The 18,734-nt window shown below is 65.5% G+C and carries 11 protein-coding genes and 1 tRNA gene; 7 read left to right on the top strand and 5 right to left on the bottom strand.

All coding sequences use genetic code 11. The features are described 5' to 3' along the window. Positions 1-35 precede the first annotated feature (35 nt). Positions 36-320, top strand: coding sequence for an aminotransferase class IV (locus tag BSZ39_RS08800; protein ID WP_143180459.1), 285 nt, complete (start codon positions 36-38; stop codon positions 318-320). 70 nt (positions 321-390) lie between these two features. On the opposite strand, the gene BSZ39_RS08795 is transcribed toward BSZ39_RS08800, so the two are convergent. From BSZ39_RS08795 to BSZ39_RS08775, 5 genes are all read right to left on the bottom strand, one after another. Beyond that, positions 391-2,757, bottom strand: coding sequence for a glycogen/starch/alpha-glucan phosphorylase (locus BSZ39_RS08795; protein ID WP_073716969.1), 2,367 nt, complete (start codon positions 2,755-2,757; stop codon positions 391-393). A gap of 115 nt (positions 2,758-2,872) precedes the next feature. Further along, complete coding sequence (locus BSZ39_RS08790) at positions 2,873-3,442, bottom strand: hypothetical protein (protein WP_073716968.1); 570 nt, start codon at positions 3,440-3,442, stop codon at positions 2,873-2,875. A 402-nt stretch (positions 3,443-3,844) separates the two neighbouring features. Further along, positions 3,845-4,414 (bottom strand): GDSL-type esterase/lipase family protein, encoded by a 570-nt coding sequence (locus tag BSZ39_RS08785; protein ID WP_073716967.1) that lies wholly within the window; start codon positions 4,412-4,414, stop codon positions 3,845-3,847. 106 nt (positions 4,415-4,520) lie between these two features. Then, on the bottom strand, positions 4,521-8,306 hold the full coding sequence (locus BSZ39_RS08780) for a family 20 glycosylhydrolase (RefSeq protein WP_073716966.1): 3,786 nt from the start codon (positions 8,304-8,306) through the stop codon (positions 4,521-4,523). A 348-nt stretch (positions 8,307-8,654) separates the two neighbouring features. Next, positions 8,655-12,479: a multifunctional oxoglutarate decarboxylase/oxoglutarate dehydrogenase thiamine pyrophosphate-binding subunit/dihydrolipoyllysine-residue succinyltransferase subunit gene (locus tag BSZ39_RS08775; RefSeq protein WP_073716965.1), complete on the bottom strand. Its 3,825-nt coding sequence runs from the start codon at positions 12,477-12,479 to the stop codon at positions 8,655-8,657. Between the two features lie 326 nt (positions 12,480-12,805). Between BSZ39_RS08775 and BSZ39_RS08770 the strand changes: the two genes are divergently transcribed. The 6 genes from BSZ39_RS08770 to BSZ39_RS08745 all read left to right on the top strand — a co-directional run bounded on the left by BSZ39_RS08770 (position 12,806) and on the right by BSZ39_RS08745 (position 18,494). Further along, complete coding sequence (locus tag BSZ39_RS08770) at positions 12,806-14,140, top strand: hemolysin family protein (protein ID WP_073716971.1); 1,335 nt, start codon at positions 12,806-12,808, stop codon at positions 14,138-14,140. Continuing rightward, positions 14,137-15,195 (top strand): hemolysin family protein, encoded by a 1,059-nt coding sequence (locus BSZ39_RS08765; protein ID WP_073716964.1) that lies wholly within the window; start codon positions 14,137-14,139, stop codon positions 15,193-15,195. The genes BSZ39_RS08770 and BSZ39_RS08765 overlap by 4 nt, the downstream gene beginning before the upstream one ends. A gap of 120 nt (positions 15,196-15,315) precedes the next feature. Beyond that, a complete protein-coding gene (locus BSZ39_RS08760; protein ID WP_073716963.1) occupies positions 15,316-16,326 on the top strand; it encodes a M23 family metallopeptidase in 1,011 nt (336 codons plus the stop codon). A 10-nt stretch (positions 16,327-16,336) separates the two neighbouring features. Continuing rightward, the gene (locus BSZ39_RS08755; protein WP_158025149.1) at positions 16,337-17,113 is read left to right on the top strand and encodes a glycerophosphodiester phosphodiesterase family protein; all 777 of its coding nucleotides are present in this window, start codon (positions 16,337-16,339) and stop codon (positions 17,111-17,113) included. Beyond that, the gene (locus tag BSZ39_RS08750; RefSeq protein ID WP_073716961.1) at positions 17,110-18,348 is read left to right on the top strand and encodes an MFS transporter; all 1,239 of its coding nucleotides are present in this window, start codon (positions 17,110-17,112) and stop codon (positions 18,346-18,348) included. The genes BSZ39_RS08755 and BSZ39_RS08750 overlap by 4 nt, the downstream gene beginning before the upstream one ends. A gap of 73 nt (positions 18,349-18,421) precedes the next feature. Then, positions 18,422-18,494 (top strand) — tRNA-Arg (locus BSZ39_RS08745). The last annotated feature ends 240 nt before the right edge of the window (positions 18,495-18,734 follow it).

Here is an 18,734-nt window from a genome sequence, read left to right as displayed (position 1 = left end):
AGTGAGTTGTGGAAGATGAACTCGAGGATCACGCGGTGACCGCCCTGCTGTCCAGCACGACCACCCCGCTACACCACTATGAGGGACTCAACTGCCGCCTCGTCATCGAGTGGTGGGGGGCTGCCGGCGAGCGCCCCGTCGAGGTCCGCGACCTCACGGTTCAGGAGGCGAAGAGCGCCGATGAAGTGTTCATTACGTCCTCGACGCGCGATGTCCAGGCCGTGACGAGCTGGGACAATGTCGCGTTCGAGCATGGCAAGGTGACCAAGCACGCGGCGGAGGTCTTCGAAGCGGGCTGGATGGACAACCTCGACCCGTAGGCCAGAAATGAAAACAACGGGCCGGGAGCAGTTTTGAACTGCTCCCGGCCCGCGGCGTTCTAGAACCTGGTTAGATCGGCGTCGCTTCGAGCTTCCACACATCGCGCGAGTAGTCGGCGATGGTGCGGTCGGAGGAGAAGCGGCCGGAGTTCGTAATGTTGATCCAGCACTTCTTCGCCCACGCGAGCTCGTCGCAGTAGTCCTCGGCCATCTGGTCGCGGGTCTCGCGGAAGGAGGCGAAGTCGCCGAGCACGTAGTACACGTCGGCGCTTTCGTAACCGGGGGACTCGAGCAGGGAGCGCACGAGGTCGTGGAACATGCCCGTGTGGTCATCATCGAGCGTGCCGTCGGTCAGCGCATCGAGGGCGCGCTTCAAGCCGGGCACGCTCTCGTAGGCGTAGCGCGGGTCGTAGTTTTCGCGCAGCGCGGGCAGCTCTTCGACCTTCGCGCCGAAGATGTAGGCGTTGTCATCGCCGACGGCTTCGACGATCTCGACGTTGGCTCCATCGAGGGTGCCGAGCGTGAGCGCGCCGTTCATCATGAACTTCATGTTGCCGGTGCCGGACGCCTCCTTGCCGGCCGTGGAGATCTGCTCGGAGATGTCCGCGGCGGGGATGATGTGTTCGGCGGGGGAGACGTTGTAGTTCTCGACGAAGACGACCTTGAGCTTGTCGCCGATCTCTTCATCGTTGTTCACCAGGCGCGCGATCTCGTTGATGAGCTTGATGATCGCCTTGGCGCGGACATAGCCGGGGGCGGCCTTCGCGCCGAAGACGGCGACGCGCGGGGTGACGTCCCAGTCGGGGTTGTCCTTGATGCGGAAGTACAGGTCGAGCAGGTACAGGGCGTTCATGAGCTGGCGCTTGTACTCGTGCAGGCGCTTGATCTGGACGTCGAAGATCGCGTCCGGCGAGATGCTCACGCCCTCGCGGGCCTCGATCCAGCGGGCGAAGTCTACCTTGTTGGCGTGCTTGATCTCGATGAGTTCGCGCAGGACGGACTCATCGTCGGCGTACTTTTCCAGCTCCTTGAGCTTGTCGAGGTCGGTCACCCACGCGTCGGATCCGAGCAGGCGGGTGAGCAGCGCGGCCAGGCGCGGGTTGCACTGCTGCAGCCACCGCCGCGGCGTGACGCCGTTGGTCTTGTTGTTGAACTTCTCGGGCCAGATCTCATGCCAGTCGTGCAGCGTCTCCGACTTGATGATCTCGGTGTGCAGCGCGGCGACGCCGTTGATGGAGTAGGCGGCGTAGCAGGCGATCCACGCCATGTGGATGCGGCCGTTTTTGATCGGCGCCATGTATTCGACCTTGCCGTGGTCATAGCCGGCGGCTTCGAGTTCGACGCGGAAGCGGCGGTCGATCTCTTTGACGATGTCGAGGATGCGCGGGAAGATCTTTTCGAAGATCGAATACTCCCACGTCTCCAGCGCCTCAGCGAGGACCGTGTGGTTCGTGTACGCGAAGGTCTGCGTGACGATCTCCCAGGCGGCCTCCCACGTCATGTCGTGCTCATCGAGGAGCAGTCGCATAAGCTCGGGGATCGCGAGCACCGGGTGGGTGTCGTTGAGCTGGATGCAGTTGTACTTCGCGAAGTCCGACATGTCGGTGCCGTGGTGGGCGACGTAGTTATCGACCATCGCCTGCAAAGACGCGGACACGAAGAAGTACTGCTGGCGGACGCGCAGGACCTTGCCCTCGTAGGTGGTGTCGTTCGGGTACAGCACGCGGCACAGGTCATTGACGCGCTCGCGCTCGACGATCGCGTCGGTGAAGCGCTGGGAGTTGAACGCGTCGTAGTCGAACTCTTCCATCGGCTCCGACTTCCACAGCCGCAGAGTCCCGACGTTCTTGGTGCCGTAGCCGGTGATCGGCATGTCGTAGGGGATGGCGCGCACGGTCATATCCGCGAACGGGACGATGCGCTGTTCTTCCTCGCGACGGATGACGAAGGGGTAACCCTCTTCCATCCACGGGTCGGGGTGTTCCTGCTGGAAACCGTCGGCGAAGGACTGCTTGAACAGGCCGTAGCGGTACAGGATGCCGTAGCCTGTGACGGGCAGGTTCTGGGTGGCGCACGAATCGAGGAAGCAGGCGGCGAGACGGCCGAGGCCACCGTTACCGAGCGCTGCGTCGTGTTCGGATTCGAGAATGTCTGTGAGGTTCTTACCGAAGCTCTTTACGGCGCGTTTTGCGTCGTCCACGAGGCCGAGGTTGGTGAGGTTGTTCAGCATCGCCCGTCCCATGAGGAACTCGGCAGAGAAATAATGCTGCTGACGGCCTGCGCTGTATGCGACAGCGGTCTTTTCCCAGTTATCGGCGATCAGCTCGATTACCGCTGCGGACAGACCCGTCCAGAACTCCATATCGGTGGAGGCTTCGGGGGTGCGGCCGGCGGCGGTGCGCACCTGGGCGCCCAGCCGGTCGGTCAGGTTGGTCATCGGATGGCTCCTTTAATGGATACACATGTGCGGGCCGAACAGGGCAGCCCGACTGGAGCCAGCCTATCGGGTTAGGGACGTATCACGCGGATGGCGTGGGCGAAGGTGAGCGCCCTCACCTAGTCTCGGAGATGAGGTCTTCGATGAGCGCTGCGGTGAGGGTGAAGACGCCCTGATAGAACATTGTGGCGCTGCGCAGCGCCATTTGCTCGCATGCCTCGGCTGCCCAGGTTCCTAGGTACTGGTGGCTCCAAGCGCGTGCGACGCGATCCCTGTTACCCCCGGCTAACGTGGCTATCGCGGACAGAATAACGCCTAGGTGATCGGCCGGAAGATTGGTGTCGATCAGTGCGTCGTGCGAACTGAACGTCGTGACAAGCTCATCTAATGTGAGATCGAGGTGTTGGCGAGCCAGCGGCTGGGCGCTGAGTTTGATCTCAGGCGCGAGCTGGCGGTGGTAGTCCGAGCAGATCTTCTCGCGCGTCTCGCGAGCGAGCGCAGATTCGACGACGAGGGCGGCACCGCGCTGAAAGATCGGTCCGCTTAGGGGCCAGCGGGAGGTGAGGTCGGGATTTCGCAGGTAAGCGATCTGGTTATCGCTGGGTTCTGCGAGGTACATCGCCGCGAGTGTGGCGAGCGGCCGGGCGAGGTCCGCGAGAGAGTGAGTCACCGGCGTGAGCGACATGCGGCCTCCATGCACTGGGAATACGAATCTGGCTTCCATCGTGTCGCGCAGCAGGTCGGTTTTCGCGGGACGGAAGGCCCAGGGACGGTCATTGTGTTGACCGAGGATTCGCTCCGGCTGATGAATCCCCCAGGTAGCCGGCTAAGGCAGCGACGATTTCGTCAAGCAACCGGCCACAGTTCTTCTTCGACGTCTTCTCATACGCGCCCGCGTACTTATTCGTGACTTCCTTTCCTCCCCGTTGCCTTATTGATGGGATGGTTGAAAGAACTCACAGGCAGGAACCCGATGATTTCACCGGGCGCGCCAAAGAGCAGGCGCAGCATGGAGCAGTCTGACCGACGTGGAGTTCGCGACGATGAGTATGGTTCACTTCGACGTGTACTGAAGCTGGATTAGTAACTATTCACGTGGCATGATCCAGGACTCCCACCCCTGGTTCAGAACAAGCCAGGCAAGCAGGCCGTAGCCGATTTGCCCCGGGTGCTTCCCGTCGAACTGGGCGATGTCTGCGTGCCACTGCTCATGCGCTGACAGCGGCCCATAGGCGTGGACATAAGGTATGGAACGTCGCTGACAAACATTGGAGTAGGCCGCGGATAGCTCGGAAATATCGCCGGGAGCGGTCAGCGGCGGCGGGCCCACAACGAAAGTAGGAATGTGGGATTCGGCGGCGCTGTCAAGAATGTTGGCGAGGTTTAAACGGGAGCGGGCTGCCGAAAGACCGGACCTGAGGTCACCGATTCCAAGTCCCACAACGAGCCGGGTTTCCTCGCGGTGGCTGAAGCGGCGTTCCGCCTCGGAGCGCCAGCCGCGTGCTAGTTGAGTCGAGTCAATGGCGGGCAACGAGAGGTTTGCAATGTAGGCCGGTTCGGGAAACTGACTGCGGGCCATAACACGTCCCACCCAGCCGAGATAGCGGGCGTCTCCAAGCCCGGCCGCGATTTCATCTCCGATGACCACGATACGCATAACCGCTCCCTTCCGTCCCATCCATTGTGCCGTATGTCAGGCATATGGCAGGGGAGCCGGATACCTGTACGGTAACCGGCTCCCCGTCGCGCTGCGCAGTGAGGTGCTAGCTCATCCGACGTGCGCGTAGCACGAGGGTGAGGCCAGCGCCTGCGAGCATGGTCACAAGCGCGAGCGCCCAGCCCGCATCGCTGCCCGTAATCGGCAGCGACGGTGACGGCTTCGCCGAGGCCGACGGAGCCGGCGTGGTCGGCTCGCCCGTCGGCGCTGCCGTTGGCTCGTCAGTCGGGTCCGGGGTCGGGCTCGGCTCCTCGGTCGGGTCCGGGGTCGGGCTCGGCTCCGGGTCGACGGACTTCTTGACGACCTCGAGGGGGAGCTCGATCGTGCCAATACCTGTCTGCGTCACCCGCCAGGTCAATGTGTCACCTTCGGACACGTCGGCCGGGACCTTCGCGATTACCTGGTAGGCACCGTTGGCGGCCGTCGGGGAAGCGACCAGCACCGGCTTGGCACCGGAGGTATCCCACACCAGCACGGGGGCATCGTTGAAGTGGGAACCAGCGAGGGTAATCTCCTCACCCGCGGTGACCTTCAGCGGCGTCTTGGCGGGGGCAATTTCGGATGCCGTGATCGAACCGGCGGCGCTCGTCGCACTCACCGATGCGGCCTCCTGGCCATCGCACAAGCCGCCGATACGCAGCTCGCCGATGGTCGCGAAATCGTTCCCGGCATGGTTCGACGTCATCTCAAAGCGGACGAAGGAACCCGCAGTCGGCTTGATCGGGATGACCGTGGGGGCATTCGTCGACGGCAGGGAGCCGGTCACGACCGGATCCGACCACGTCGCGCCATCGGCAGAGACGTAGACCGCGTAGTCCTTGACCCGCCCGTTTGCACTGTCGGCGCGCGGCGTGTGCTCGACGCCGAGCACCTGGCAGGTGCTCGGCAGCTTGATGTCGAGGTAGTGCGGAGCCTTGGCCGCGGGGGCCTGCCAGCGCGAGTGCCAGAAGGTGTCCTTCTTGCCGTCGATCGCTGCGGTGGCAAGGCCGTTTGGAGGCGTCTCGTTGTCGGCTTGCGAGCTGAATCCTGCGATCGACAGGGCATCCTGCGCGATCGGGTGGGGCAGCTGGGCGCTATCGGAGAACACGATGATCTCGGTGCTCGCGCTGCGTTCACCCTGGACCACCCGCAGCGGGTATTTGCCTGGGGGCGTACCCGGCGGGATCTGGATCGCGAAGTCGCGCGTGCCGTCGGCATCGGGCCGCAGCTGGCCGAGCTTTGTCTCCCCGAGGAAGATATCGGCGCGGACATTCGGCTCGAAGCCCGAGGCGCTTAGCGGATCGCGGTCGCCTGCGCGCACGACGTCACGCTCGACGGAGACCACCGGCTTGGCCGAGGAGTCCCACGCGGGACGCAGCGGCTTCGGATCGGCCTGGTCGGCGCCGACGGTGATCGTCAGCTTCGTCGTGAGCGAACCGACGGTGACGGTCGCATCGTACGTGCCGGCCTTGGCGTAGGCGTGCTTGCCGGTCAGGTAGTACAGGCCCGCGGAGTTGAACGCGCTGCGCGGCAGGTTGGTTTCTACCGTCGCGGCGCTTTGCGTGCCATCGCCCCAGTCGACGGTCACCTCGGAGCCCGCGCCAATGACGGACTTCGAGGGCGTATTGACCTTATCGTTGCGGGTATCGGGCGAGATCGTCTTCCCATCGGTCACCGTGCCGGGGGCGGACAGCAGGGCGACGTTGAACGTCGAAGCCTTGCCGGGCTTCGCGCTCGAGTTCGTCCCCGCGAGCGAGGTCTGCCACGTCGTCGTCGGGCCGTCGAAGAACTGCACGTTATTCGCGGTCAGGCGCGGACCCTGGTAGGCCATGCGTTGCTTGAAATCGTTGACGTCGCGCTGGTTCTGGGCGGTCCAGCCCATCTCCGCGATGGATATCGAGCGCATGAACGCCATGAACTCGACCTGGTCGCCGCCGCGGATCGCCTCGGACCACATCGGGGCCTCGACGCCGCGGATCGTGTCGTCGCTCAGGTTGACGGCAGCCTTCGGATCCCAGCTGTAGAAGACGTCGAAATCGCCGGTGCGAGCCCAGCTCAGGCCGTAGGGCGTCTTCGCGTTGTACTTTTGATCCAGGTAGGCGCCCTGCGTCGACAGCGAGACGATGAGCCTGGCGCCCTTGTCCTTCACCGCGGCGCGCACGGGGGCGGGATCGCCGACCCAGTACTGGATCGTGTCGCCGGGCTTCAGGTTCGCCTCGTGGACCTCGTTCCACCCGATCGGCTTCTTGCCGAGGTCATGCAGGATCGTGACGACGCGGTCGAGGAAGCCCGCGTACTTCGCGTGGCCGTGACGGCGCGTCATGTCGTGGGACTCGTCGCCACCCATGTGGATGAACTCGCCGGGAGTCATCGCCGCGATCTGCTTAAAGACGTGGGTGAGGAACGTGAAAGAGACTTCGGAGTCCGGGTCGAGATAGGAGTATCCGACCGAACCCGTGCCGTTGGCCGGGGCCGTCGGCTGCTCGGGCGTGCCCTGATGGGAGGCACCCGCGGTGTTCAGCTGCGGGATCGCGTGCAGGGCCGCGTTGGTGTGACCGGGCACGTCGATCTCGGGGATCACCGTGACGTGGCGGTCTGCCGCGTATTTCACGATCTCCTTGTAGTCGGCCTGGGTGTAGTAGCCGGTTCGCCCGAGTTCGGAGTGGCCGATCTGACCGCCGTGGGCGTTCATTGCGGTCTGCCCGGAGATCGAGGTGAGTCGCGTGTAGTCGATGTCATCGCCCGCGACGCGTCCGTCGTTGGTGATCTCGATGCGCCAGCCCTGGTCATCGGCCAGGTGCAGATGGAGCCTATTGAGCTTGTAGGCCGCCATCGTGTCGATGACCTTCTTGACCTCGGCGACGGTGACAAAGGAGCGAGCCGGGTCGAGTTGGACGCCGCGGTGCGCGAAGCGCGGGGCGTCGGTGATATCGACGGCGGCTGCGATCCACTCGGCATTCACCTCATGCTTAGACTCCAGCATCGCGGGGAACAACTGACGGATGGTCTGCACGGCGTTGAAGACGCCGTGCGCGCTGTTACCAGTCGCGGTGATGCCGTCGGACGAGACCTTTAGCGCATACCCTTCCGGGGTTTTCGCATCGGCGGTGACAGAAAGGACGATGTTGCCGGCCGTGTCTCCCGAGTCGACGACAGGCAGCGCGTAGCCGGTTGATGCGCGCATGATTGTCGCGAGGAATTCGCCGGCCTGGCGGGCTTCGCCCGGGGCGACGATCTTCGCATCGGGGGTGAGGGTGAAAGGGTCGGCCTCCGCGTGCGGCGTCACCGAGGACGGCAGCGGCACGAGCGCGACGGGGTTCGCGGGCGGCGGCGGGGGAGTCGGCTCGGCGCCGGTCCAGGCTTCGATCTCCCAGATGGAAAAGCCATACTTCACGCCGCCGATGGGGCGACGTTCGTGCCCGACGACGCGGATGGCCTTGAACGCCTCGTTCTTCAGTTCAGCAGGAATCGCATAGGTCTGCGGATCGGCTTCGCCTAGCGGCTCGACGCACTCACGCGTGCCCTTATCGACGATCGGCTTGTCGAACGTCGTGCCATCGGTCGAACCGAGGATCGAGAACGTCGGAGCACAGGCGGACTCCCAGACCACGTTGATGTGATCGAGTTTGTGCGCTTGCGCGAACGTGATTGTCGCGTGCTCATTGTCCTTCGTCGGGGACGACCAGCGCGACTGGGTGGGCTTGGCGGCCCCGGGATTGACGACTCCGTCGTTCAGCTTGTCAGGTCCCCACTGTCCGGCAACTTCCTGTCCGGAGGCGCGCGGGGTTGCCCCTTCGGACGCGAGCGCGACGTTCTTTGCGGGTTCGTCGGCCATCGCGGCAGTGGTGAACATGGCGGTTGTTAACATTAATGTCAGCGCAGCGAGGGCTGCGATGCGTGTGCGTAATCGGCGCACGAGACTCCTTCGTCTGTGACGACGCCCGAAGGCGCGTCGTGGATAGGGCGGAGAGAGGTTCCGCTCGGTCATTGGGCGCATTCGCCCGACTTCCCGGTCATGCCCACACGCGGCGGTAACACCCTGGGAGGGGAGTGGTATCTGAAGAAGGTTAGCAGGGTCACACTCGCTGTCGCAAAGAATTCGGACAACAAACAACGAAAACGCACAGAGGCACAAAAAAGAGGGAGGACCGACAGCTAGGCTGCCGGTCCTCCCGTGCGTTGCCCGATGTGGGCGTAACCGTTACCGGTCGAATGCGGCGACGAAGATCTCCTCCGCCTGCGACTTGTGCAGCTTCATCGTGCCGGCCGACGGCGAGGCGGCCGCCGGGCGGGAGATGACGCGCAGGCGGCGATCCAGCTGCGGGCCGAGCTGCATCGCGATGTGGTACCACGGGCCCTGGTTTTCGGGCTCGTCCTGGACCCACACGAGTTCGGCATTGCCGTACTTGGCGAGCTCGGCCTGCAGTTCCTCGACGGGCAGCGGGTAGAGCTGCTCGAGGCGCACGATCGCGGTGGACGTATCGCCGCGCTTGTCGCGCCGCGCGGCCAGATCGTAGTAGAGCCGTCCGGAGCACAGCAGCACGCGCTCGACGTTGCTGGCCCCCGACGTATCGGGGATCACCGGCTGGAACTCGCCCGAGGTGAAGTCCTCCAGCTGCGAGGCCGCGGCCTTCAGGCGCAGCAGCTGCTTGGGGGAGAACACGATGAGCGGCTTACGCGGCCGGACATAGGCCTGGCGACGCAGCAGGTGGAAGTGGTTCGCCGGGGTCGACGGCTGGGCGACGATCATATTGTCCTCGGCGCACAGCTGCAAGAAGCGCTCGATGCGGCCCGAGGAGTGGTCCGGTCCCTGGCCCTCATAGCCGTGCGGCAACAGCATGACAACGGAGGAGCGCTGGCCCCACTTCTGCTCCGAGGAGGAGACGAACTCGTCGATCACGATCTGGGCGCCGTTCGCGAAGTCGCCGAACTGCGCCTCCCACAGCACGAGGGCATCGGGACGCTCGACGCTGTAGCCGTACTCGTAGGCGAGCACGACGTATTCGGACAGCGAGGAGTCGTAGACCCAGAACTTGCCCTGGTCCTCGGTGAGGTACTGCAGCGGGGTCCACTCGGCGCCTGTCTCGTAGTCGTGGAGCGTCGCGTGGCGCTGCGTGAACGTGCCGCGGCGCGAGTCCTGACCGGTGAGGCGCACGGGCACGCCCTCGATGAGGAGCGAGCCGAAGGCAAGCAGTTCACCCATGCCCCAGTCGATGCCGCCTTCCTTGGTCATCTGGGCGCGGCGCTCGAGGAGCTTTTGCAGCTTCGGGTGGACGGTGAAGCCCTCGGGGGCGCGCAGGTGCGCCTGGCCGATGCGCTCGACCATCGCCTCGGAGACGGCGGTGGTCCAGCCGACCATGACGCCCGCGTCCTCCTGCTGCGAGCTCGGCAGCTCGAGGCCCGCGACGGAGTCCGATTCGGCGCTGACAGCCTCGCTGCCTTCGCCCGTATCGACCTTGCGATGGCCGGATTCGTCCTTGGTGGAGGAGAAGGCCTCTTCCAGCTGGTGCCTAAAGTCTTCGAGCGCCTGTTCGGCCTGCTCGTTGGAGATGTCACCTCGACCGATGAGGGCCTCTTGGTAGAGCTGGCGCACCGAGGCCTTGTTGTCGATCAGCGAGTACATGACCGGCTGCGTCATCGACGGATCGTCGCCCTCGTTGTGGCCGCGGCGGCGGTAGCACACGAGGTCGATGACGACGTCCTTGTTGAATTCCTGGCGGTAGTCGTAGGCGAGCTTTGCGACGCGGGCGACGGCCTCCGGGTCATCGCCGTTGACGTGGAAGACGGGGATCTGCAGGCCCTTGACGATGTCCGTGCAGTACTGCGAGGAGCGCGAGGAGGCCGGACCGGTGGTGAAGCCGATCTGGTTGTTCACGATGATGTGCATCGTGCCGCCGGTGCGGTAGCCGCGCAGCTGGGACAGGTTCAGCGTCTCCTGGACGACGCCCTGGCCCGCGAAGGCCGCGTCGCCGTGCACGAGGATCGGCAGGACGGAAAAGCCCTTGTGGCCAAGGTCGATGCGGTCCTGCTTGGCGCGCACAATGCCCTCGAGGACGCCGTTGACGGTCTCCAGGTGCGAGGGGTTCGCGGCAAGGTAGACGTTCGTGTGCTCGCCGGTCGCCGTCGTGTACGTGCCCTCCGTACCGAGGTGGTACTTCACGTCGCCCGAACCCTCGACGGTGCGCGGGTCCATGTTGCCTTCAAACTCGTCGAAGATCTGGGCGTAGGACTTGCCGGCGATATTCGCGAGCACGTTGAGGCGGCCGCGGTGGGCCATGCCGATCGCGACGTCGTCCAGGCCCTCGCGCGCGGCGGAGGTGAGGATGACGTCGAGCATCGGGATGAGCGATTCGCCGCCCTCGAGCGAGAAGCGCTTTTGACCGACGAACTTCGTCTGCAAGAACGTCTCGAAGGCTTCGGCCTCGTTGAGCTTGTACAGGATCTGCAGCTGCTCTTCGTTCGTCGCCTTCTGGAACGGACGCTCCAGGCGCTCTTGGAACCAGGCGCGCTGGGCCGGATCCTGCAGGTGCATGTACTCGATGCCGACGTTGCGGCAGTAGGCGTCGCGCAGCTGCTCGAGGATCTCGCGCAGCGTCAGCGCGTCGGTGCCCGCGAAGCCGCCTGTCGGGAACGTGCGGTCGAGGTCCCACAGCGTGAGGCCGTGGTTGGTGAAGTCGAGATCGTGGAAGCGGCGCTGGCGCGAGGCGAGCGGGTCGGTATCGGCCTGCAGGTGCCCGCGGGAGCGGAACGCGTGGATCATCTCGGCGATGCGGGCGGACTTGCTGAGCTCGCGCTTGGTGTCGAATTCGACGTCGCGCTGCCAGCGCACCGGCGCATAGGGCATGCGCAGCGAGGAGAAGACGCGGTCGTAGAAGCCGTCCTGGCCGGTGAGTTTGGTGGACAGGACCTTGAGCAGCTCGCCGGAGGCCGCGCCCTGGATGACGCGGTGGTCATAGGTTGACGACAGCGACAGGATCTTGGAGACGCCGATGCGCGCGATCGTCTTGGCGGAGGCGCCCTGGTATTCGGCGGGGTAGTCCATCGCGCCGACGCCGATGATCGCGCCCTGGCCCTTCATGAGGCGGGCGATCGAGAACTGAGTGCCGATCGTGCCGGGGTTCGTCAGCGTGATCGTCGTGCCCATGAAGTCATCGACGGTGAGCTTGTTGTTGCGAGCCTTGCGCACGATGTCGTCGTAGGCGGCCCAGAACTGTGCGAAGTCCATCTGATCGGATTGCTTGATCGACGGGACGAGCAGCTGGCGGGTGCCATCGGGCTTCGGCATGTCGATCGCGAGCCCGAGGTTGACGTGCGCCGGATGCTTGACGGCCGGCTTGCCGTCGAGCTCGTCATAGGCGGCGTTGAGCTCCGGGACCTCGGCGAGCGCCTCGATGAGCGCGAAGCCAATGAGGTGGGTGAAGGAGACCTTGCCACCGCGCGTGCGCGACAGGTGGGAGTTAATGAGGAGGCGGTTTTCGATCAGGAGCTTCGCCGGGACCGAGCGCACCGACGTCGCCGTCGGGATCTCGAGCGACGTCTCCATGTTGGTGACGACGCGGGCGGCTGGGCCGCGCAGCTTGTCGACCTGGTCCTCGAGCGGGGCGGCATCGTCTTCGTCGACCTCGCCGTAGCTCTGGGCGTAAATGGAGGTGGGGGCCTGGGCCTTAACCGGCGGCAGACCGCGGTCGTGGAAGTCCGCGGCCTCGGAGATCAGCTGTCGGGGGTCGACGTGCGAGACGCTCTCCGTCGATTCTGACTCGGCCTGCTTCGGCGCGGGAGCCGGTTCCGACTTGGCGGCCTTGGGTTCAGCCTTCGGCTCCTCATCGGCCTTCGGCTCGGAAGCTGCGGGCGTGTCCGTCGCGTCGGGGCTAGGAGTGTCACCGCCCTCTCGCTTAGCGAAGAAATCGCGCCAGGACTGTTCGACGCTGGACGGATCGGCTTGGTACTTTTCGTAAAGCTCGTCGATCAGCCATTCGTTTGCGCCAAAGTTGGACGCTAGATCGTCGGGGTGTTCTTCGGTGGACACTTGGGGTTTCGCCCTCTTTCACACTGTGTGGACAACGCCTTTTAACCATAGGCGACAAACGGTCGACATGGGACGAAATACCCAGAGAAAGGAACACGAAACACGTTCTAGGTTTTCCGCGTCATCATCGGGTAAAAAGGGTGTCAACACTGCGGCGAGGGAGTTTCAATGCTCGGGTCAAAACTGGTCATGGTGAGGTATCAATTGGAGCAGGTCTGCGCTGCCCGTACACTAGGTCCCATCATGACTAATTCGACGGATACCCCTCGAAGTCCCAGGCCCAGCTCGCCGCTGCCTCATCCGAAGGAGGCCCGGTGGACTGGGTCATGATCCTGCTAGGCGTCCTGCTCACCGCCGGGACCGCCATTTTCGTTGCCGCCGAGTTCTCTCTCGTGGCCCTCGACCCCTCGACTGTCGAGCGGCGGGCCGCTGCGTGCGATAAGCGCGCCGCCGCCGTCGCAAACGAACTCAAGTACCTCTCAACGCACCTGTCCGGCGCGCAGGTCGGCATCACGCTCACGACGATCCTGCTCGGGTATACGACGCAGGTCGCGCTCGTGCGCCTGCTAACCCCCGTCGTCGGAACGTTCCTCGGGACGACCGCCGCCACGGGGGTTGCCGTGGCGCTCGCGTTCATCCTCGTCAACGCGTTTTCGATGCTCTTTGGCGAACTCATCCCGAAGAACCTCTCGCTCGCCGACCCCCTGAAGGCCGCGGGCTGGGTCGCACCACTGCAAAGCGTGTTCACGACCGTCTTCCGCCCGCTCATCGTCTTGCTCAACGGGTCCGCCAACCGGATCCTGTCGTGGTTCCACGTCGAGCCGAGCGAGGAGCTATCCGGAGCACGCTCGGCCTCCGAGCTCGCGGCCCTCGTGCGGCATAGCGCCGACGAAGGCACCCTCGACGTCGGCACCGCCAACCTGCTAACCCGCTCGATCGGCATCGGCGCGCTGCAGGCGATCGACGTCATGACCGACCGCGGCCGCGTTCACACCCTCGACCGCGACCAGAGCGCCGCCGACGTCGTCGAACTCGCGCGCGCCACCGGCCATTCGCGCTTCCCCGTCGTCGACGGCTCCATGGACGATGTCCTCGGCTTCGTCCACCTGCGCCGCGCGATCGCCGTACCCTACGACCGCCGCGCGGAGGTCCCCGTCGTCTCCTCCTCTCTCATGGCCGAGGCACCGCGCGTGCCCGAGACCATGCCGCTTGGTCCGCTGCTGCTCGACCTGCGCGCCGAGGGCCTGCAGATGGCCGTCGTCGTCGACGAATACGGCGGCTCCTCGGGCATCGTCACGCTCGAAGACGTCGTCGAGGAGATCGTCGGGGACGTCGCCGACGAACACGACCGCCGCCGCCAGGGCGCCCGCTCGCTCAAGGGCGGCGTGTGGATGGTGCCTGGCGTCCTGCGCCCCGATGAGCTCGCCGCGCAGGCGAACCTGCGGGTACCCGACGACGGGCCGTACGAAACGCTCGGCGGCCTCATCATGGACCGCCTTGCGCGCATCCCCGCGCTCGGGGACACCGTCCAGGTCGGCGACGTCATGCTCGCCGTCGAACGGATGGATGGCCGACGCGTCGACCGCATCCGCGTCTGGTCGACCTCGCCCGACCAGGCCGCAGGCCCCGCCGGCATGCTGACCGAGGGAGGGGAGCGATGAGTTCGTCTGCCGCCCTCCTCATCGGCCTGCTGCTGCTTGCCCTCAACGCCTTCTTCGTCGGCGCCGAATTCGCGATCATGTCCGTGCGCCGCTCCCAGATGGAGCCACTCGTCGCCTCCGGGCGCGCGGGCGCACGTACCGTCGTGTGGGCGCTCGAACACGTCACCGACATGCTCGCCACCGCCCAGCTCGGCATCACGATCTGCTCCGTCGGCATCGGCGCGGTCGCCGAACCCGCGATCGCGCGCGCCGTCGAAGCCCCGCTCATGAGCGCCGGCCTGCCCGCGCAGGCGAGCCACGTCGTCGGCTTCGCGCTCGCGCTCACGATCGTCGTCTACCTGCACGTCGTCGTCGGCGAGATGGTCCCGAAGAACCTCGCGATCGCCTCCCCGGAAAAGGCGGCGCTCATCTTCGGCCCGCCGCTCGTGTGGATCTCCAAGCCGATCCACCCGATCCTCGTCGCCCTCAACGGCGTCGCGAACCTCGTGCTGCGCATGCTCGGGGTCGAACCCAAGGACGAGGTCGCCTCCGCATTCACCGCGGAAGAAGTCGCCTCGATCGTCGAGCGCAGCCAGGCCGAAGGCGTCCTCGAAGACGACCTCGGGCTGCTGTCCGGCGCGCTGGAGTTTTCCGAAGAGGACGCGGGCGACGTCATGGTGCCGCTCGACGACCTCGTCGTACTGCGTCGCGGCTGCTCACCGGCCGACGTCGAAGCCGAAGTGACCCGCACGGGCTTTTCGCGCTTCCCCGTCGCCGACGACGACGGTGACCTCATCGGCTACCTGCACATTAAGGATGTGCTCTACGCCGACGCGTTCGAGCGTACCCGCCCCATCGCCAGCTGGCGCATCCGCGCCCTCGCCCGCGTCAAACCCGACGATCAGGTCGAAGAAGCGCTGCGCACGATGCAGGTCACGGGTGCGCACTTGGCACGCGTCTATAACGATGCCGACGAGGACCTGGGCGTCGTCTTCCTCGAAGACATCCTCGAAGAACTCGTCGGCGAGGTCCGCGATGTCATGCAGCGAGAGCCGCATCGATACGTCGATTCCTGACGATCTGCCTGGTGAGTGTGCCCACAGGCAGACCAAGGTCATAGACCCACGTAGCTAAATAGGTTACGGTTTTGTCACAAGTGGCCCTGTTCCCGAACCCCTCCTGAAGGACACCCTCTTATGACCATCTGCGCGCACGACAACGGTGCTACGCCGTTGACCCGACGCCAGATCCGTGAGCGCAAGCGTGCCACGCTCGCCAAAATTGCGGATGCCGTTGCCAGCGACGAGGCAGAAAAGTCTGCCGCTCCTGATACGACGGATCAGACCGCGACGCTGCCTGTCCTGACGCGCCGCGAGCTGCGTCTTGCGCAGCCCAAGAAGCGTACGGTCCTGGCCCCCCGGCTCGCGATCGCGGCGTCTCTTGGCGCCCTGACGATCGCTGCTCCGCTGACCGGTTTTATCGGTAGCCAGGAGGGTGCAACCGCGCAGGCACTGCCCAATATCGAACCGACGACGTCGCACATCGTGCCCGCCGTGTCCGGATTCGCCGAGGCGGTCGTCTCTAACGAAGCCGAAGGCACCGCCGCGGTGCCGTCCTCCCTGCAGGAAGACCCCGTCGCCGCGACGCGCGCGACCACGCTGAGCGCCTCACGCACCCTCGATCGCACCATCGGCGCGTGCGAGACCCCCATCGAAGGTGCCTCCGGTCTGCGGTCCGCGCTGCAAAAGAAGGTCGAGCGCTCCGTCGTCATGCCGATGACCGCCGGCAGCTACCGCAACACCTCGCCCTATGGCACCCGCGTCCACCCGATCTTCGGCACCGTCTCCAAGCACGAGGGCACCGACATGGCCGCCCCCGTCGGCACGCCGATCCACGCCGTCGCCGATGGCACGGTTATCCACGCGGGTAACGGCATCCAGGGACGCTCCTCGATGCTCGTCATCATCGAGCACGAGATCAACGGCCAGAAGGTCCAGACCTGGTACGTGCACATGTTCCGCAACGGCGTGTACGTGAGCGAGGGCCAGAAGGTCAAGGCCGGCGACGTCATCGGCGGCGTCGGCAACTACGGCAACTCGACCGGGCCGCACCTGCACTTCGAGGTCCACACCGGACCGAACATGCAGACCGTCGACCCGCTGCCGTGGCTGAAGCAGGTCGGGGCCGTCAACCCCGGCGCCTGCTAATCTGCCAACTGTGAGCCACCCCTATCTGAGCCAGCCGCCCATCATCTTCGCCCACCGCGGCGGCGGGCGGGAAGCGCCAGAAAACTCCTGGACGGCTCTGTCCCATACTCGCGACCTCGGGCTGCGCTACCTCGAGACCGACGCGCATATCACCGCCGACGGCCAGATCATCTTGTCGCATGACCCGACGGTCGACCGCACCCTTACCGGAAGCGGCCTCATCTCCCAACTGACGTGGAGCGAGATCTCGCGCATGCGCGATACGGCCGGGGATCCGCCCGTCCGACTTATCGACGCGCTCGACGCGTTTCCCGAGCTGCACTTCAATATCGACGCCAAGTCCAACGCCGTCGCGGGCCCGCTCGCGCGCCTAGCGCGCTATTACACCGACCGCATGTGTCTGGCGTCGTTTTCCGATCGCAGGCTCGCGCTAATCCGCGACGTCAACCCGCACGTCGCGGTCTCGATCGGTCAGGAAGCCACGGCCCGCCTCGTCTCGCTCTCGGTCCTGCCCGAGCGTGCCGCCGTCGCGCGCGCCCGCCGCATCCCGGCCATCGCCGCCGCGATCGCCGCGCAGGTTCCCGCAGCATTCCGCGGCATCCCCGTGACGACACGCAAATTCGTCGACCTCTGCCACGCCCTGAACATGCAGGTCCACGTCTGGACCGTCGACGACGCGCCCCAGATGCGTCGCCTGCTGAACCTCGGCGTCGACGGCATCGTCACCGACCGCCCCGCGCACGCACTTGAGGTGATCGGCCCCGACGGCGCGGGCACCACGCGATGACCGCCACACCGGGGGAGGGTCGCGGCTTCTTCCCGCGCTCGCCCAAGGGCGCCTATGCGTGGCTGCTGCTCGCCGCCGTCGCCCTGCTCGCCCTGAACCTGCGCGCCGGCGCCACCTCGATCGGGCCGCTGCTCGCCGAGATCCAGGCCGGCCTGCCGCTGTCGGATACTGGCGCGGGCATCCTTACGGCACTGCCCGGCTTCGTCTTCGCCGCGACCGGCCTGTTCGCGGTGGGCCTATCCGCGCGCTTCGGCCTGCACCGCGCCCTTGGCATCATCACCGTCGCGATCCTGCTCGGGCTTGCCCTGCGACCGTTTTTGCCGCTGCCGCTGTTCTTCGCGTTCACCGTGCTGTGCCTGTCCGGAATGGCGATGGGTAACGTCCTCGCGCCCGTCTTCGTCAAGCAGCATTTCCCGAACCGCATCGGCGCCATGATGGCGCTGTACACGACGAGCCTCGCGATCGGCGCGACGGTCCCGACCGCCGTGAGCCAACCGCTCGCCCAGGTCCTGCCCGGCGGCTGGAAGTCCGCGCTCGCGTTTTGGGCGTCCTTCGCCCTCATCACGCTCGCCGTCCTCATCGCCGTGATCCTGCGCAAGGACCCGCGTGGCGTCCCCCTCGGCGTCCGCCAACCCTCCCGACTTGGCGCGGTCGCGCGCTCACGCAAGGCCCGCTGGATCGCGGCGTTCTTCGGCCTGCAGTCGATGAACGCCTACATTCAGTTCGGCTGGATTCCGCAGATTTACCGCGACGCCGGCCTCGACCCGGTGAGCGCCGGCTGGATGCTCACGATCATCGCCGGCATGGGCATCCCTGGCGGCCTCCTCATGCCGGGACTTGCCACGCGCCTGCGCGATAAGCGCCCACTCGTCCTTGCCCTCGCCGCCCTGCTCGTCGTTGGCTATGGCGGCCTGCTGCTGGCCCCGACGAGCGTGCCGTGGCTGTGGGCCCTAGCCCTCGGCATCTCCGGCTTCTGCTTCCCGCTAGCCATTACCCTCATCTCGATCCGCTCGCGCGACGTCGCGGTCACGACCAGCCTGTCCGGCTTCACCCAGTCGATCGGCTACTTCGCCGCGGGCCTTGGCCCCTTCGTCATCGGCGTCCTCGTCGATATCACCGGCGGCTGGCGCGCACCCCTCATCACGCTAGCGGCGCTCGCGATCGCCCTCGCGGTAGCGGGCATCAAAGCCTGCGCGCCGGGGGATGTGGACGACGAACTTCCTGTGACGGCATAAGTCACAGTCGCCAGTTTCTCTAAGCCATGCTCGCGTGGTTAAGATGGAAACCGCGCACGTAAGCGTGCACCCGGCCCCGATAGCTCAGCGGATAGAGCGTCTGCCTCCGGAGCAGAAGGTCGCAGGTTCGAGTCCTGTTCGGGGCGCCCCGCTAAACCCGCCACTCGGCGGGTTTTTCGTTTGTCCGCGAGTCCTGGCTCACAGCTTCGTGCACCTTTGTCGCGGAGGGAAGCGGCCGATCCGAGAATATGCGCACTTCACCCAGCTGTCGTTAACCTGGCGTTAACCTTTAACGGCTCTTGGGACCTGAGCGTGGGGTGATGGGTTCGAGGGTGGGCGTGTCGGGAGTGCGATAGGGATCGAGGCCCTCAAGAATCGGGGTTACC

It is taken from the genome of Bowdeniella nasicola (genome assembly GCF_001907295.1).
Lineage (GTDB): Bacteria > Actinomycetota > Actinomycetes > Actinomycetales > Actinomycetaceae > Bowdeniella > Bowdeniella nasicola.
The sequence above is the reverse complement of the archived record's forward strand: the minus strand, read 5'-3'. Positions and strand labels throughout refer to the sequence as shown.